This is a genomic window from Brachybacterium sp. (assembly GCF_036379615.1).
Lineage (GTDB): Bacteria > Actinomycetota > Actinomycetes > Actinomycetales > Dermabacteraceae > Brachybacterium.
The window spans coordinates 1-16,321 of sequence record NZ_DASVGJ010000070.1; the positions used below are offsets into that span (position 1 = coordinate 1).

The following is a 16,321-nucleotide window of genomic DNA, read 5'->3' on the forward strand; positions in this document are numbered from 1 at the left end:
GCCGGCGCGCAGGCCCGCCGCCCGCAGTCGTTCAGGCCCGCCGCCCGCAGGCCCGCCGGCACTCGGGCCCGCAGTCACTCAGACCCGCCGCCCGCCGGCACTCAGACCCGCAGCCCCGTCGGCCCTCAGGCCGTCTTGGTCGCCGGGTCCGCGCCGCCGCGGCCGTCGGGCCGGTCCAGCTCGTCGATCGCCGCGACCTCCGCGGCGGTGAGCTCGAGCTCCGCCGCGGCGAGGTTCTCCACGATCCGTGAGGGCGTCACCGACTTGGGGATGGTGACGATGCCGTGGGCGAGATGCCAGGCCAGCACCACCTGGGCGGGGCTCGCGCCGTGCGCCTCGGCGATGCCGGTGACCGCCGGGTTCTCGAGCAGGTCCGACTTCCCCTGGCCCAGCGGGCCCCAGGCCTCGGTGAGGATGCCGTGCTGCTCGTGGACCTCCCGCAGCTCCCGCTGCTGGAAGTAGGGGTGCAGCTCGATCTGGTGGATCGCGGGGGCCACGCCCGTGGCCTCGATGATCTCCTCGAGCTGGGGGCGCGGGTAGTTGGAGACGCCGATCGCCCGGACCAGTCCGCACTCCTGCAGTGCGATCAGCGCCTTCCACGCCTCGACGTACTGTCCCTGCGAGGGCACCGCCCAGTGCACCAGGTAGAGGTCCACGTACTCCAGGCCGAGTCGCTCGAGGGAGGCCTCGCAGGCGGCGATCGCGTCGTCGAACGCGTGGGCGTCGTTCCACAGCTTGGTGGTGACGAAGAGGTCCTCCCGGGCGATCCCGGAGGCGGCGATGGCGCGGCCCACGCCCTCCTCGTTGCGGTAGGCGGTCGCGGTGTCGAGGTGGCGATAGCCGGCGGCGAGCGCCTGGGCGGTGACCTCCTCGGCGACCTCGGGCTCGACCTTGAACACGCCGTAGCCGAGCTGTGGGATGGGCCTGGCGGGCGTGAGCGGGAGGTCAGGGACGGTGGCGGGCATGGGCGGCCTTCCTGGAGCGGGGATGTCCGGACACTGTAGGCGCCCCGCACCGCGCTCGGCACGGCCGCCTCCGAGGCGCTGCACGGGCCGGTCCACGGCGGGCGTCCCCCGGGGCGCTTCCAGGCCCTGCCCCCTACGATGGCCCCATGAGGTCGCGGAGCATGGAGCGGGAGCGGTGACCCCGGCGCGAAGTTCGCGTCTGGTGCCTCTCGGGCGACCTGTTCCGCAGGAGTCCCCGGTCTACGACCACGCGCGCGGGCACACTCCGCAGGGCCCCCGCGTCGAGCTCTACGCCCTGCTGGACAACCTGTTCATCGCCGCGGGCGTGGTGGTGTCGATCTGGCTCGCGCTGCTGTACCTGGTCGAGGGCTTCTCCCTCACGCCGATCGGGCTGCTGTACCTGCTGGGCTTCTGGATCCTGCTGACCTACATCACGCTTCCGCGCCTGCACCAGCTGATGACCTGGATCTACCTGCCGGACTACTTCTTCGGCCGCACCCGCACCACCGAGGGCGTGCTCTCGGACCCGATCAACATCGCCTTCGACGGCTCGGAGCGGGACCTGCACGTGGTGATGCGGAGGGCCGGATGGGTGCTCGCCGAGGAGCGCACCCTCGCCTCGGCGTGGTCCATGGTGCGCTCGACCCTGATGCGCCGCTCCTTCCCGGCCGCGCCCGTCTCGGACCTGTACCTGATGGGGCGGCGCCATGACTTCACCTACCAGCAGGAGGTGGGCGGCACCACCACCAAGCGGCACCACGTGCGGTTCTGGCGGATGCCCCCGGATTTCGTGCTGCCGGGCGGCTATCGGGCGGACTGGCTGGCCGCCGGCACCTACGACCGCGCTGTCGGCTTCTCCTTCTTCACCCTGCAGATCACCCACCGGATCGACGAGAACATCGACGTCGAACGGGACTTCGTGGTCGACACCGTCCGCTATGCCGATCCGCAGGTCGAGGTCGAGGTGATCGAGGAGTTCTCCGCCTCGTACCACCACCGCAACGGGCAGGGCGACCGCATCCGCACCGACGGCGACCTCCCGGTGCTCGATGTGTCCGGGGCCGTGACCCGCTCGGACGGTGCCACCGCGATGATGCTCGCGCGACATCGGCCGACGGGGACCTCCGTGATGAAGTCCCGCACGCGGGCGGCCACCCAGACCGCGCTCGCCGCCACCCGGCGGGGTGGTGGTTCCCCCGGTGCCGTCGCCGATGAGCTGACGGCGCAGTGGCAGGACACGGTCGACGACTTCCATGAGGTCATCTCCCGGGCGGCGGACCACCACCTGCCCCCGCCCACGGTGGTCTTCACCGGGCTGCTGGTGCTGCTGCAGGCCGCACTCGTGGCCCTGCAGTGGGGTGCCCGGCTGAGCGGGGTGGACCTCGCCGCGCTCCATCCCGCCGCCTCGCTGGTGCTGCCCAGTCCCGAGGATCTCCCCCTGAGCACGGTCTTCGCCGCTGCTCTCCTCCTGCTGCAGCTGGGGGTGCTGCGCCGCAGCCGGTGGTCACGGATCGCGCTGATGGCCCTGTTCACCGCAGACGCCTTCGCCCGGCTCGCGGTCGCCACCTCCACGACCGGCGACGTCGCCCACTCCCTGCTGGTGGGGGCCGGCGCCTCCGCCCTCGGCGTGATGGCGATCAGCTCGGACGCCTCCCGGCAGTGGGTCCAGACATTGCGCCTGGACTCCCGCAGCGCGGAGGCCGACGAGGAGACGGAGCCCTCGACGGGCGAGGACGCGTCGCCGGTGGCCGACGGGGAGGCAGGGGCCCCGGAACCGGCCGAGGGGCGCGTGCTGTGAGGGCTGTCACCGGGGAGTAGAGTGCGACCACCGTCGTGCGGATTCCTCGCGCCGGGCGGCCTGCTCGCAGGCCGTCCCCGCCCCGTCGTCGGCGCCCGTTCGCTTCCCTGGGAGGATCCTCATGAGCGAGTCCCCTGACACCCCCGCGGCCTCGGCCGGAGCTCCCGATGCCGCCGATGACGGTCAGCCCGCGCTGAAGAAGGCGATCACACCCAAGCTCCTGCTGCTGTTCATCGTCGGTGACATCCTCGGCACCGGCGTCTACTCGCTGACCGGCAAGGTCGCGGGCGAGGTCGGCGGCGCCGGCTGGATCCCGATCCTCATCGCCTTCGCCGTGGCGATGGTCTCGGCGCTGTCCTATGTCGAGATGGTCACCAAGTATCCGCAGGCCGCAGGCGCGGCGCTGTACGTCCACAAGGCGTTCGGGATCCACTTCCTGACCTTCATGGTCACCTTCGCGGTGCTCTCCTCGGGCATCACCTCGGCGTCGACCAGCGCGATCTTCCTCTCGGAGAACGTGCTCAAGGCCTTTGCGCTCGAGGAGCCGCTCGGCGATTCCGCCGGAGCGGTCGCCACCACTATCGCGCTGGTCTTCCTGGTGCTGGTGGCGCTGATCAACCTGCGGGGCGTCGCCGAGTCGGTCACGGCGAACGTGGTGCTCACGTTCATCGAGCTGACCGGCCTCGCCCTCGTGATCGTGGTCGGCTTCTACGCGCTGGGCCGCGGCGAGGCGGACCTCTCGCGGGTGGTGCTCTTCGAGACCCAGGACGACAAGAGCTTCATGATGGCCATCATCGGCGCGACCGCCCTGGCGTTCTTCTCGATGGTCGGCTTCGAGGACTCGGTGAACATGGCCGAGGAGACCGTGGACCCGGTGAAGAACTTCCCGCGGGCTCTCATCGGCGGGCTGTCGATTACCGGCGTGATCTATGTGCTGATCTCGATCCTCGCGGTCTCGGTGGTACCCATCGGGCAGCTGACCGAGTCCACCACCCCGCTGCTCGAGGTGGTGAAGGTGGGCGCCCCGGACATCCCGATCGACACGATCTTCGCGTTCATCTCGATCTTCGCCGTGGCCAACACCGTGCTGATCAACATGATGATGGCCTCCCGCCTGCTCTACGGCATGTCGAAGCAGGGCGTGCTGCCCGGCTTCCTCAAGGGTGTGCTGCGCGGCCGCCGCACCCCGTGGGCCGGCATCGTCTTCTCCACCGTGCTCGCCTTCGCCCTGGTGCTCTCGGTGCGCTACGTGCTCGCCGAGGGGACCATCTCCGCGCTCGGCGGCACCACCGCGCTGCTGCTGCTGGCGGTCTTCGGCATGGTCAACATCTCTGTGCTGGTGCTGCGGAAGGACACGGTGGACGTGCGGCACTTCCGCACCCCCACGGTGCTTCCGGTCATCGGCGCGATCACCTCCTTCGCGCTGGTGAGCCCGCTAGCGCAGCCCGCGCAGAACTACGTCATCGCCGGTGGTCTGCTCGCGATCGGGCTGCTGCTCTACATCATCACCTGGTTCTACAACAGTGCAGTCAGGGCCCGACGCACCCGGTTCCACCATCCCGATGACATCGGGAAGCCCTGACCGGCTCGGCGCCCCCGTCGCATCCGTCCGCCCCGCTGCACCTGCCGACCCCGTGTCCCCGAGGGAGTTCTCATGACCACCATCCTGCTGGCCTACGTCCCCAGCGCGACCAGCGAGGCCGCGCTCACCTTCGCCGTCGCGGAGGCGAACCGGCGGGACGCCTCGCTGCTGGTCCTCGCCTCCGAGCGAGCCCCGGATCCGCGCAAGGCCCGCGGCGTGGCGGACGAGCGCCCGCTCGACGAGCGACTGGCGGAGACCGGGCTCGAGTTCGAGCTGCGCACCGTCCCCAAGCGTGACGACCCGGCGGACGACATCCTCGACGCGGTCGAGCACGACGACGTCATCCTGGTGGTGCTCGGGATCCGCAGGCGCACCCCGATCGGGAAGATCCTGCTGGGCTCCACGTCCCAGCGGGTCGCGATCGAGTCGCCGGTGCCGGTGGTGCTGGTCAAGCCCGAGGATTTCGTGGCGCCGACGCGCTTCTGACCCCGGCCGGGCCCGGGGGATCACGATGATCCCCCGAGTGTTCACGCGCAGTTTCCTTCGTCGAGGGATGACCCTCACTTTTCTGGCGCACCGTCAGCATGACCCCTCGCCAGATGTGTGCGGGGACGTACTCGACTGCGAAGGATCATTCCCATGGCCCTGATCGACCTCCCCCTCCTCATGAAGGATGCGGCGCGCGGCAAGCGTTCCGCGGTGACCTGCGCGCTGAAGTGCGCCAGCCAGTGCGCCTACGGGCCGTGCAACCACAGCGACAACCCGACCTTCCGGGACATCGCCTCCTCCGCGCTCACGCGCCGCACCGTCCTCGGCGGCTCCACCGCCGCGCTCGCCATCGCCCTCGGCGGCACGCAGGGCGCGCTCGCCGACCCCGGCAAGGGCAAGGGCAAGGGCAACGGGAACGGCAACGGCAAGGGCAACGGCAACGGGAACGGGAAGGGCGCGCCGCACGCCCCGAACGGCTCCAAGCTCCGCTTCGAGCCCATCGCCCCGGTCGAGCACACCGCCGACGAGTTCACCGTGGCCGAGGGCTTCGCCTGGCATCCGATCATCCGCTGGGGCGACCCGCTGTTCGCCGACGCCCCCGAGTTCGACTGGAACGTCCAGAGCGCCGAGGCTCAGAAGCAGCAGTTCGGCTACAACAACGACTACACCGAGATCCAGGAGATCCCGGGCAGCAACGGCAAGCGCGCCGTGATGTTCGTGAACCACGAGTACACGAACGAGAACATCATGTTCCCGCCGGAGATCGATCAGGACGACTTCATCGAGATCGGCATGGCCGCCCACGGACTCACCGTCGTCGAGCTGGAGCGGAAGAACAAGAACTTCCCCTACTCCTACATCCAGGGAGCGGAGCTGAACCGTCGCATCCTGCTCACCGACGAGTTCTCGCTCACCGGCCCCGCCGCCGGCAGTGACCTGGTCACGACCGTCGAGGACCCCTCCGGCACGACGGTGCTGGGCACCCTCGGCAACTGCGCCGGCGGCCTGACCCCCTGGGGCACCCTGCTCTCCGGCGAGGAGAACTTCCACGGCTTCTTCCGCACCGAGGGCACCTCCGAGGCGGATCAGCGCTACGGCCTCGCCGACCGCGCCACCGCACGCGGCTGGGAGAACAAGTACGAGCGCTTCGACGCCCGCAACGAGGGCTACGAGAACGAGCCCAACCGCTTCGGCTACATCGTCGAGGTCGATCCCTTCGACCCCGAGTCCACGCCGCGCAAGCACACCTCGCTGGGCCGCTTCAAGCACGAGGGCGCGAACGTGATCATCGCCGAGGACGGCCGCGCCGTGGCGTACTCCGGGGACGACGAGCGCTTCGACTACCTCTACAAGTTCGTCTCCCGCGACACCTACGTCGAGGGGGACAGGGCGCACAACATGACCCTGCTGGAGCACGGCGATCTCTACGTCGCCCGCTTCGACGGCAACTCCCCGGCCGCGGAGATCGACGGCTCCGGCGAGGTCCCCTCGGACGGCGACTTCGACGGGCGCGGCGAGTGGCTGCCGCTGGTGGTGGACGGAGAGTCCCAGGTCTCCGGTGTCACCGTCGAGGAGGTCCTGGTGAACACGCGCCTGGCGGCGGACACCGTCGGCCCCACCAAGATGGACCGCTGCGAGGACGTCGAGCCCTCGCTGCGCTCCCGCCGCGTGTACGTGGCCTGCACCAACAACTCCGAGCGCGGCGTGGGCTCCAACGCCCCGGCCGACGAGGTCAACCCGCGCTCCGAGAACCGCGACGGCCACATCGTCGAGATCGACGAGCGGGGCGACCAGACCTCGACCGGCTTCGACTGGAACCTGCTGATGGTGTGCGGAGACCCGGCGCAGGGCGACCAGACCTACTTCTCCGGCTTCCCGGTGGAGCAGGTCTCGCCGATCTCCTGCCCCGACAACCTGGCCTTCGACTCGGTGGGCAACCTGTGGATCTCCACCGACGGCGCCCCCTCGGGCATCGGCTACAACGACGGCCTGTTCCGGGTGACCCTGGACGGCCGGAACCGGGGCCGGGTCGAGCAGTTCCTCTCCGTCCCCCGCGACGGCGAGACCTGCGGTCCGATCATCCACGACCGTGACCGCTCCGCGTTCGTCTCGGTCCAGCACCCGGGCGAGGACGGCGAGTGGGGCGCCCACAGCTCCCACTTCCCCGACTACGACGGCCAGGGCCCCAAGCCCACCGTGGTCCAGGTGCTGCCGAAGCGGGGCGGCAACGGGCGGGACTGACTGACCCGTCGGGCCTCCGGCGGCGGCCCTGTCGGGTTCCGCCAACAGGACTCCGATGCTCACGAGGGGTGAACGGCGATGGGCCGTTCGCCCCTCGTCGGCGTCTTGCGGCGTCGCAGTCCCGCTGCCGGCGGGCATACCTGCGGTTGCGGGGCAGGAGGATCGCCGCGCCCACCGTTGCGGCGAGAGGGGCGGCGTGCGGAGTGCGAGCGGAGTCATCTCGAGTCCCAGACGGTGAACGGTCGGCGAGCGCGGGACTGCTAGGATCCACTGGCGCTGACTTGAGGTCTCGATGTCGGCGCAGGAGCGCCGGGAAGTCTGGTCGGCACAGGACACGACTGTGCGCGACGACGATGGAGAGACGCTATGGACGGACCGGTACGACTGACCCCACGAGTGGTCGATCCTGCATCGGTGCAGGATCCGCTCCCCCTCCGAGAGGAGCTCGCGTGAGTCTCCTGCTGGCCGTCGTCTCCGCCTGGGTGCTGGTACCCCTGGCTCCGTTCGCCGTCCGTGTGTGCGGGCGTCACGCGGGCTGGCCCCTGGCGGCGGGAATGCTCTTCCCTCTCCTCGTGCTGGTCTCGTTGCGCGCCACTGCGGGGGATGTCAGCGAGGCAGTGCCCTGGATCCCCGCCCTGGACGTCGCGGTGCGGCTGCGCATGGACGGGCTCGCGTTCCTGTTCGTGCTGCTGATCCTGGTGATCGGTGCTGTCGTGCTGGTCTACTCCAGCTCGTACCTGCGCTCTCCCCGCTCGCCAGGGTTCTACCTGCTGATGACGGCGTTCGCTGCGGCGATGCTCACCCTCGTCCTGGCCGACGACCTGCTGCTGCTGTACGTCGCGTGGGAGCTGACCACCCTGTGCTCCTATCTGCTGATCCTGCGATCGGGGCCACACGCCGGAGCCGCCGCCACTCGCACACTGCTGGTCACTGTGGCCGGCGGCCTCTGCCTGCTCGGCGCGGTGGTGCTGATCGCCGTGCGCACAGGCACCCTCCATCTCTCCGAGGCTCTTTCGGATCCCGCCTGGTCGACCGATCCCGGTTTCGCCACCGCTGCTGCGGTGCTGGTCGCGGTGGCTGCGATGACCAAGTCGGCACAGTTCCCCTTCCACAGCTGGCTGCCCGATGCGATGGTCGCGCCTGCTCCCGTGAGTGCGTATCTCCATGCCGCGGCGATGGTCAAGGCAGGCATCTATCTGCTGATGCTGTTCTCCGCAGCGGCATCGAACGCCTCCATCTGGCCGATCGGACTCATCGCGGTCGGTCTGTTCACGGCCGCCCTCGGTGCTGTCCTCGCGACCACCCGCAGCGACCTGAAGTCCCTGCTCGCCTATTCGACGGTCAGTCAGCTGGGACTGCTGGTCGCAGTGATCGGCGTCGGCACCTCGACCGCTCTGCTGGCCGCCTCGATCCACGTCGTCGCCCATGCTCTGTTCAAGTCCTCGCTGTTCATGGCGGTCGGATTGGTCGAGAAGCGCACGGGCACGCGCAACGTGCACGAACTGAGCGGGTTGTGGCGGGTGCTGCGCTGGGACTCGCTGATGATCGTGCTCGCGGCGGCGAGCATGGCGGGGATCATCCCGCTGCTCGGCTTCGTCAGCAAGGAGCTGATCTTCGAGTCGCTGCTGCACTCGCCCTGGGGCACGGGGGTCGGATGGCTGCTGGCCGTGCTCGCCACCGCCGCGACGGTGTTCACCGTCGCGTACTGCGCCCGGTTGGTGCTGCCCACGCTTCCGGGGCCGGCCATGGACGGGGTCAAGCCCTGGGGCTATGCCGCGGCGATGTCCGGCACCGTCAGCATCACCGCGCTCGCCGGGCTGATCCTCGGTCTGGGTGTGGGGGTCCTGGACCCCGTGGTCGTGCCCGCCGCCGCGGATTCCGCGGGCGCTCCCGCAGGAGACGTCGGTCATCTCGCTCTGTGGCACGGGCTCAACATCCCGCTGGTGCTCTCGATCCTGGCCATCCTCGGCGGGCTGTCGGTCGCCGTGGCGCTCGGCCGGCGCGACGCATCGCGCGGCGCGCGCGAGGAGTGGCGTTCTCCCGTCACCGGCGTGGGCGTGGTGCAGGGCATCCATGACGGGATCATCACGTTCGGCCGGCGCGTCGGCGACCTCACGCGACACGATTCGACAGCAGGCCAGCTCGCCGTGCCGCTGGTGATCATCGGTGCCGCCTCTCTGGCGACTCCGTTGCTGTGGCGCGGGTTCGGGGACCACAGCTCATCCACCATGTACGACGCGATCCTGCTGGTCGTCATGGTCTGTGGCACGCTCGCCGTGGTGCGCGCGCGCACCCGGCTGGGCGGTCTGATCGCGAGCGGAGTCGTCGGCTTCGCGGTGGTGCTGAGCTACTTCGTGCTCGGTGCCTCGGACGTGGCGCTGACTCAGCTGCTCGTCGAGGTGCTCACCGTGGTGGTGATGGTTCTGGTGCTCCGCCGCATGTCGTGGCGCTTCCCGAAGGAGAACGCCCGGCGACGGGCGGCGGCCGCGGTCGCCGCGGTGTTCGCCGGCGCGGCGGCCACTGCGGCGGCGCTGGTGTTCACCGGGCACCGGGACCTGTCGGAGATCGGCGCATACATGCTGGCCGAGGCCGAGGAGCTGACCGGCGGCACGAACGTGGTCAACGTGATCCTGGTCGATTTCCGTGCGCTCGACACCTTCGGCGAGCTCGTGGTGCTGGCGATCGGTGCGATCTCCGTGGCAGCGCTGCTGGATGCGCGGCCGCTGGTGGACAGGCCGACACCGGCACCCGCCTCCCGTGCGCTGGCCGACCCCTTCGGGAACGCGGACTACCTGCGGATCCTCGGCAGGGTGCTGGTTCCCGTGCTGATCGCCGTCTCCGCACTCGCCCTGCTGCGCGGTCATACCCAGCCCGGAGGGGGGTTCATCGCCGCGTTGCTCGCCGCCTGTGCTGTCGTGCTCTCCTACCTGTCGGCGCCGACGGACGACGTCCCGCGCATCCAGCGGCCGTACCTCGCCATCGCCGGCCTCGGCATGATCGTCGCCGGAGTCACGGGCTTCCTCGGACTGGCCGACGGCTCGTTCCTCCGCGCCCTGCACGCCGACGTGCTCGGGTACCACTTCACGACCGCCCTGGTCTTCGACCTCGGCGTGTACTTCGCTGTCCTCGGCGTCGTGCTCGCCGCGATCAACCGCCTCGGCTCCTCCACTCCCGACGACGGCACCGGGCGCCCTCCTGGCGGCGCCCGGACGCAGTCGACGAGAGCGAAGAGAGGCGAGCGGTCCGAGAGGGCGATCCGAACGCTGGAAGGAGGTGACGGACGATGATCCTGGCAGTGATGATCGGGGTGCTGTTCGGCGGCTCGGTGTACCTCATGCTCCAGCGCGACAGGCTGCGCGTGATCTTCGGTTTCGTGCTGCTGGGACACGCCTGCAACCTGCTCATCTTCAGTGCAGGGGGAACGATCCGTCGCGGGGAGCCGCTGGGCTCCGACCCGGATCCGACGGTGACCGCGGACCCGCTGCCGCAGGCCTTCGTGCTGACGGCCATCGTGATCGCCTTCGCCATCACCGTCTATCTCCTGGTGCTCGCCGTGACGGGGCCCGAGGACGAGGACGGACCCGACCCGGTGAGAGAGGACGGGACGCGCCCTGCCGCCGTCGGCACCCTCGAGGACGTCTACGACGAGTTCGGCGAGCCGGCCGGTTCGACCGACCCCCATGCGGAGGACGGCGGTCCCCCGCCCGATGCCGGACGGACAGGGTCCGCCCCGGAGGCGGAGCGTGAGAGGACGGTCCGCACGGCACAGGAAGGGGGCGAGACCCGATGACTCTGGCGACCATGCTGCCTCTCCTGGTGGCGATACCGATCATCGCTGCAGGCATCACCGCCTTCGACCGTCGGCACCGGGTCTGGGCGACCGTCGTGCTCCTGATCGTGCAGAGCGGACATCTCGCCGCCGCGATCGCGCTGGTCGCCGCGACCGCGGACGGCAGCGCCCACGCCCATCACGTGGGCGGCTGGATCCCGGGCGTGGCCATCCCCTTCGTGGCGGATGCCTTCTCCGCACTGATGCTCGCCGTCTCCGGCGGATTGATCCTCGTGTGCACCTTGTTCGCGCTGCAGGTGGAGACCGGTCGCAACCGCTTCTACGCACCACTGGCGATGGTCCTCCAGGCAGGGGTGAGCGGTGCTCTGCTGACCGGCGACGTGTTCAACATGTTCGTGTTCATCGAGGTGATGCTCCTCCCCACCTACGGCCTGCTGGTCCTGGCGGCGCGGGGACGAGGGACCCGTGCCTCGGTCGTCGGATCGCGCCTGTACGTGACCTTCAACCTGTTCGTCTCGACGCTCTTCCTGGGCGGGGTCGCGATGATCTACGGCACGGCGGGCACCGTCAACCTCGGTGAGCTCGCCGGCGCCGCCGTGGAGGATCCGGTGGTGGCCGCCGCCGCAGCGGTGAGCCTCTTCGCCCTGTCGATGAAGGCTGCCGTCGTCCCCGTGCACGGATGGCTCGCCCGTGCCTATCCCTCGACCTCGCCGGCGATCACCGCGCTCATCTCCGGCCTGCACACCAAGGTCGCGATCTACGCGATCTACCGGCTCTACGCGGTCATCTTCGACGGCGACGAGCGTTTCCTGTGGGTGGGCATCGTGCTGTTCAGCGCCACCATGCTGATCGGCGTCCTGGGGGCTGTCGGTGAGGACCGGATGCGTTCCATCCTCGCGTTCCACATGGTCAGCCAGATCGGCTACATCCTGCTGGGCGTCGCGCTGTTCACCCCGTTCGGTCTCACCGCGGGCATCGCCTACCTGCTGCACCACATGATCGTGAAGGCGTCGCTGTTCTTGTCCGTCGGCGCCATCGAGGAGCGGTTCGGCACCGACAGGCTCTCCGAGCTCAAGGGCCGCATCGGCAGGGAGCCGGTGCTCGCCGTCGCCTTCGGCCTCGCGGCGATGTCGCTGGCCGGGATCCCGCCGCTGTCCGGCTTCGTCGCCAAGTTCTCGCTGATCAAGGCGACCGTCGAGGCGGGCTGGATCGTGGCGGCCGTGATCGCCCTCGTCGTCTCCCTCATCACTCTGCAATCCATGCTGAAGATCTTCAACGGAGTGTTCTCCCCGACGATCAAGGGCCACCCGGCCCCGGCCCCGGCTGCGGCACCGGGAGCGGTGTCCGCCTCCTCGGGCACGATCTCCACCGAGGGCGCCCGCACCCTGCCGCGCTCGACGTCCCTCGCCCTGGCGGCGCCTGCCCTGGTGCTCGCCGCGGTGTCCGTCACGCTGGGCTTCGGCGGGCACTGGCTGCTCTCCTTCTCGGAGACGGCGGCGGCCGGGCTGTACGACACCTCCCACTACGTCGAGGCGATTCTGCGATGACCGGTTCCGTGCTCACCCTTCCGCTTCGTGTGCTGGCCTTCGCCGGCTGGTTCGCCAAGGAGATCGTGACCTCGTCGCTCGCGGTGGTCCGTGATGCGCTGACGCCGGGGCACAGCTCGACGCCCCGAGTGGTGGTGATGAAGCTGGGGGAGGTCAGTGATCTGCATGTGACGATGATCAGCATGCTCATCACGCTCACGCCGGGCACGCTCACCCTCGGGCAGGTCGGTCACGGCACCGGTTACCGCCGGATCCTCGTCCACACGATGTATCACCGGGACAGCGAGAGCGCCCTGGTGGACCTGCACGACATGAATCGGCGCATGGCGCAGTCCGTCGAGATCGGAGGCAGATCATGAGTCCGCTGGATATCGCCGTCGTCGGTGTCTCCGTCGTCCTGGTCGTCGCCGTCTATCGGATAGTGGTGGGGCCGACCTCCGCGGATCGCACCGTCGCGGCGGATCTGCTCACGTTCAGCGTCGTGGGTGTGCTCGTCCTCGTCGGGGCGCGATGGGAGCGTGTGGGGACGTTCGACCTGGTCCTGGTCGCCACGCTCGTCGCCTTCCTGTCCGCCGTCTCGCTGGCTCGCGCGTTGATGGGAGGTCGGCGATGACTGTGCTGACCGTGATCGCCTACACCCTCATCCTCGCCGGTGTGGTCGTCTTCGCAGGTGCTGGGCTGGGCCTGATCAGGTTCCACGATCCCTACATGCGCGCATCGGCCGTGGGCACCGCAGCGGGACTGGGCATCGCACTGATCACCATCGGTGCGGCACTGACCATGCCGTCCACCGCGAATCTGGTGAAGGCCGGGTTGGCGGTCGTGCTGCAGCTGGCCACCTCGGCGGTAGGGACGACCATCATCGCCCGAGCAGCGGTGAATTCGGGCCATGACTTCAGCCCTGGCACGGACCTCTCGCATGCCCAGCAGATCGACCCGACGCTGCTCGCCGCATTGCTGGAGGATGACGCGGAGACGTCTTCTCCGTCGAACGGGGCCTCGATGGAGTCACCTCCGAGCGACCCTGGGTGATTTCCGCTGAGGTGGCGCACGACGCGGCGGTTCCGGACGCCGCGCACTGACGGCGACCCACGCGCCATGGGGTCGCCGTTCGCAGCGGGGCGGTCCGCGACGGGCTCTCCACCCGCTATGTGACCGATTGGTAGGAGAACTCTCTCCGAGTCCCGATTCTCCGCTGCTGACCTGCACTCCTGCTGTCTCTCCTCGGCTCCTCGACTGGTCGGGACGGCGATCGCTGTCTACCGTTGCGGCGTTTGTCGACGGGGCGCGTGCCGGACCGGGAGGTCATGGCGGCGCCCCTCGGCCGTCCGATGACCACCTGTCATCGGCCGCCTCCCGGGCCCCGTGCCCGGAGCGGCGCGCCCCGAGCGACGCTCCGCCCCTCCGGGAGGTGCCGCCACAGCGTGCTCCGGCACGTGCGCGAAGAACGGACGATCCGTCGGTGATGACAACCCCCACCCACGCCCCAGACCCCGCCTCTCCGGGCCCCGCGCCCGGTGGGGCCTCGGGCACCGCCTTCGAGGACCTCCCTCCCCGTCGGACCATCCGGGAGGCCGTCGCGGCCTCGGCGATGGGCAATGCGACCGAGTGGTACGACTACGGCGCCTACGCGGTCGTCGCGACCTACATCGCGACGCACTTCTTCCCCTCGGGCTCCGAGGGCCTCCTGTGGACCTACGCCTTCCTGGCGATCTCCTTCATCGCCCGCCCCTTCGGCGGCTTCGTGTGGGGGCCGCTCGGCGACCGCCTGGGCCGCAAGCACGTGCTCGCGCTGACGATCATCCTGATGAGCGCCGCGACCTTCCTGATCGGCGTGCTGCCCACCTACGAGCAGGTGGGCATCCTCGCCCCGATCCTGCTCGCGGTGCTGCGACTGGTGCAGGGCTTCTCCACCGGTGGTGAGTACGGCGGAGCGGCGACCTTCATGGCCGAGTACGCCCCGGACAAGCGCCGCGGCCTCTACGGCAGCTTCCTCGAGTTCGGCACCCTGGGCGGCTTCGCGCTCGGCACCGTGGTGGTGCTGGTCCTGCAGCTGATGATCGGCGAGGACGCGATGGCCGCCTGGGGCTGGCGCGTGCCCTTCTTCATCGCCGCCCCGCTGGGCCTGATCGGCCTGTACCTGCGGTCCCGCCTCGACGAGACCCCGGTGTTCCAGGACCTCGAGGAGGCCGGCGAGTCCGAGCAGAGCGCGACCAAGGGGCTGCGCGACCTGATCGTCGAGTACTGGAAGCCGATCCTGGTGATGGCCGGCCTGGTGATCCCGCTGAACATCGCGAACTACACCCTGCTGACCTACATGCCCGGCTACCTCGAGACCAAGATCCACCTCACGCCGAACGAGTCCCTCATGGTGATCCTCGTGGGCGAGGTCGCGATGATGGCGGTGATCCCGTTCTGCGGATCCCTGTCCGATCGGGTGGGCCGCAAGAAGATGTGGTGGTTCTCGATGATCGGCCTGTTCGTCATGGCCCTGCCGATGTACACCCTGATGGGGCAGAGCTTCGGCCTGGCGATGCTGGGATTCGCGGTGCTGGGGCTGCTGTACATCCCGCAGCTGTCCACGATCTCGGCCACCTTCCCGGCGATGTTCCCCGCGCATGTGCGATTCGCCGGCTTCGCGGTGACCTACAACGTGTTCACCTCGATCTTCGGTGGCACCGCGGCGGGCATCAACGAGGCGGTCGTGGAATCCACCGGCTTCCTCGAGTTCCCGGCCGTGTACGTGATGCTGGGCTGTGTGGTGGGCATGGTCGCGCTGCTCTTCCTCAAGGAGACGGCGGGCGCGTCCCTGCACGGCACCGACATCCCGGAGTCCGAGCCCGAGGACTACGGCATCGAGGCCATCCAGGCCGAGGACCAGGCGCTGGACGAGGCGGGCCGCTGAGGTTCGTCGCTGCGCCTCGTCGCGGAGGGCAGGATGTCCCCATGACTCTGCCCTCCGCGCCCCGTCGGCGTCCCTTCCGCCAGCTCGACGTCTTCGCCGATCGTTCCCTGCGCGGCAATCCGCTGGCCGTCGTGCTGGACGCCGAGGACCTGTCCGACGAGGAGATGCAGCGCCTGGCCCGGTGGACGAACCTCTCGGAGACCACCTTCCTGCTGGCTCCCACCGACCCCGGCGCCGACTATCGGGTGCGGATCTTCACCGGCTCGGGGGAGCTGCCCTTCGCCGGCCATCCCACGCTGGGCACGGCGCGGGCGTGGCTCGATGCCGGGGGAGCGCCGGCCGGGGAGCGGATCGTGCAGGAGTGCGCGGCCGGGCTGATCCAGGTGCGGAGGGACGGAGACCGCCTCGCGTTCGCCGCCCCGCCGCTGCGTCGCAGCGGCCCGCTCGAGGAGGTGGACGTCGCCCGGATCGCCCGCGCCCTCGGCATCCCGCGGGCTGACGTGCGTGGCCACAGCTGGGCGGACAACGGCCCCGGCTGGCGCGTGGTCGAGCTGGGTGACGCCGAGGAGGTGCTCGCCCTGCGTCCCGACCTCTCCGCGGTCCAGGACCTCAAGATCGGCGTGCTGGGATGGCACCGCAGCGGTGGCGACAGGCCCCCGGAGACCAGCGGAGCTCCGCTCTACGAGGTCAGGGCCTTCGCCCCCGGGTTCGTCGAGGACCCGGTCACCGGCAGCCTCAACGCCGGTATCGCCCAGTGGCTGGTGGGACGCGGCGGGGTGCCGCCGCGCTGGACCGCGGCGCAGGGCACGGCGCTGGATCGCGCGGGGCGGGTGGACGTGCAGGTCGAGGCAGACGGCACGATCTGGATCGGCGGCGGCACCGTCACGACGATCGAGGGCACGATCCTGGCCTGAGTCCGGCGGAGGGCGGGGCGGTGGGGGCGCATTCCCGCTGCGCAGGGCGCACCCCCGCTCTCGACAGCGACGACGCGGGCGTTCGGGCTC

General features: G+C 69.9%; 13 protein-coding genes. 12 read left to right on the forward strand and 1 reads right to left on the reverse strand.

Annotated elements, in window-relative coordinates:
* Window positions 1-125: 125 nt before the first annotated feature.
* Window positions 126-965 (reverse strand): aldo/keto reductase, encoded by an 840-nt coding sequence (locus VF289_RS16380; protein ID WP_330884977.1) that lies wholly within the window; start codon window positions 963-965, stop codon window positions 126-128.
* A 175-nt stretch (window positions 966-1,140) separates the two neighbouring features.
* On the opposite strand from VF289_RS16380, the gene VF289_RS16385 reads away from it, so the two are divergent.
* The 12 genes from VF289_RS16385 to VF289_RS16440 all read left to right on the forward strand — a co-directional run bounded on the left by VF289_RS16385 (window position 1,141) and on the right by VF289_RS16440 (window position 16,231).
* Window positions 1,141-2,763 (forward strand): LssY C-terminal domain-containing protein, encoded by a 1,623-nt coding sequence (locus VF289_RS16385; protein ID WP_330884979.1) that lies wholly within the window; start codon window positions 1,141-1,143, stop codon window positions 2,761-2,763.
* Window positions 2,764-2,884: 121 nt separating this feature from the next.
* Window positions 2,885-4,345 carry an APC family permease gene (locus VF289_RS16390; RefSeq protein ID WP_330884981.1) on the forward strand — a complete coding sequence of 487 codons (1,461 nt, stop codon included), beginning with the start codon at window positions 2,885-2,887 and terminating at the stop codon, window positions 4,343-4,345.
* A 72-nt stretch (window positions 4,346-4,417) separates the two neighbouring features.
* Complete coding sequence (locus VF289_RS16395; RefSeq protein ID WP_330884983.1) at window positions 4,418-4,831, forward strand: universal stress protein; 414 nt, start codon at window positions 4,418-4,420, stop codon at window positions 4,829-4,831.
* Window positions 4,832-4,984: 153 nt separating this feature from the next.
* Window positions 4,985-7,075, forward strand: coding sequence for a PhoX family phosphatase (locus VF289_RS16400; protein ID WP_330884985.1), 2,091 nt, complete (start codon window positions 4,985-4,987; stop codon window positions 7,073-7,075).
* Between the two features lie 449 nt (window positions 7,076-7,524).
* Window positions 7,525-10,362: a hydrogen gas-evolving membrane-bound hydrogenase subunit E gene (mbhE, locus tag VF289_RS16405; RefSeq protein WP_330884987.1), complete on the forward strand. Its 2,838-nt coding sequence runs from the start codon at window positions 7,525-7,527 to the stop codon at window positions 10,360-10,362.
* Entirely contained in the window at window positions 10,359-10,865 is a 507-nt protein-coding gene (locus tag VF289_RS16410) for a sodium:proton antiporter (protein ID WP_330884989.1), read from the forward strand. The genes mbhE and VF289_RS16410 overlap by 4 nt, the downstream gene beginning before the upstream one ends.
* On the forward strand, window positions 10,862-12,412 hold the full coding sequence (locus VF289_RS16415) for a monovalent cation/H+ antiporter subunit D family protein (protein ID WP_330884991.1): 1,551 nt from the start codon (window positions 10,862-10,864) through the stop codon (window positions 12,410-12,412). The genes VF289_RS16410 and VF289_RS16415 overlap by 4 nt, the downstream gene beginning before the upstream one ends.
* Window positions 12,409-12,771, forward strand: a complete 363-nt coding sequence (locus VF289_RS16420; protein ID WP_330884993.1) for a Na+/H+ antiporter subunit E — start codon at window positions 12,409-12,411, stop codon at window positions 12,769-12,771. Before VF289_RS16415 ends, VF289_RS16420 begins: the two co-directional genes overlap by 4 nt.
* On the forward strand, window positions 12,768-13,025 hold the full coding sequence (locus tag VF289_RS16425; protein ID WP_330884995.1) for a monovalent cation/H+ antiporter complex subunit F: 258 nt from the start codon (window positions 12,768-12,770) through the stop codon (window positions 13,023-13,025). Before VF289_RS16420 ends, VF289_RS16425 begins: the two co-directional genes overlap by 4 nt.
* Window positions 13,022-13,444, forward strand: a complete 423-nt coding sequence (locus VF289_RS16430; RefSeq protein WP_330884997.1) for a monovalent cation/H(+) antiporter subunit G — start codon at window positions 13,022-13,024, stop codon at window positions 13,442-13,444. Before VF289_RS16425 ends, VF289_RS16430 begins: the two co-directional genes overlap by 4 nt.
* 433 nt (window positions 13,445-13,877) lie before the next feature.
* Window positions 13,878-15,317: an MFS transporter gene (locus VF289_RS16435; RefSeq protein ID WP_330885139.1), complete on the forward strand. Its 1,440-nt coding sequence runs from the start codon at window positions 13,878-13,880 to the stop codon at window positions 15,315-15,317.
* A gap of 41 nt (window positions 15,318-15,358) precedes the next feature.
* Window positions 15,359-16,231: a PhzF family phenazine biosynthesis protein gene (locus VF289_RS16440; protein ID WP_330884998.1), complete on the forward strand. Its 873-nt coding sequence runs from the start codon at window positions 15,359-15,361 to the stop codon at window positions 16,229-16,231.
* Window positions 16,232-16,321 lie beyond the last annotated feature (90 nt).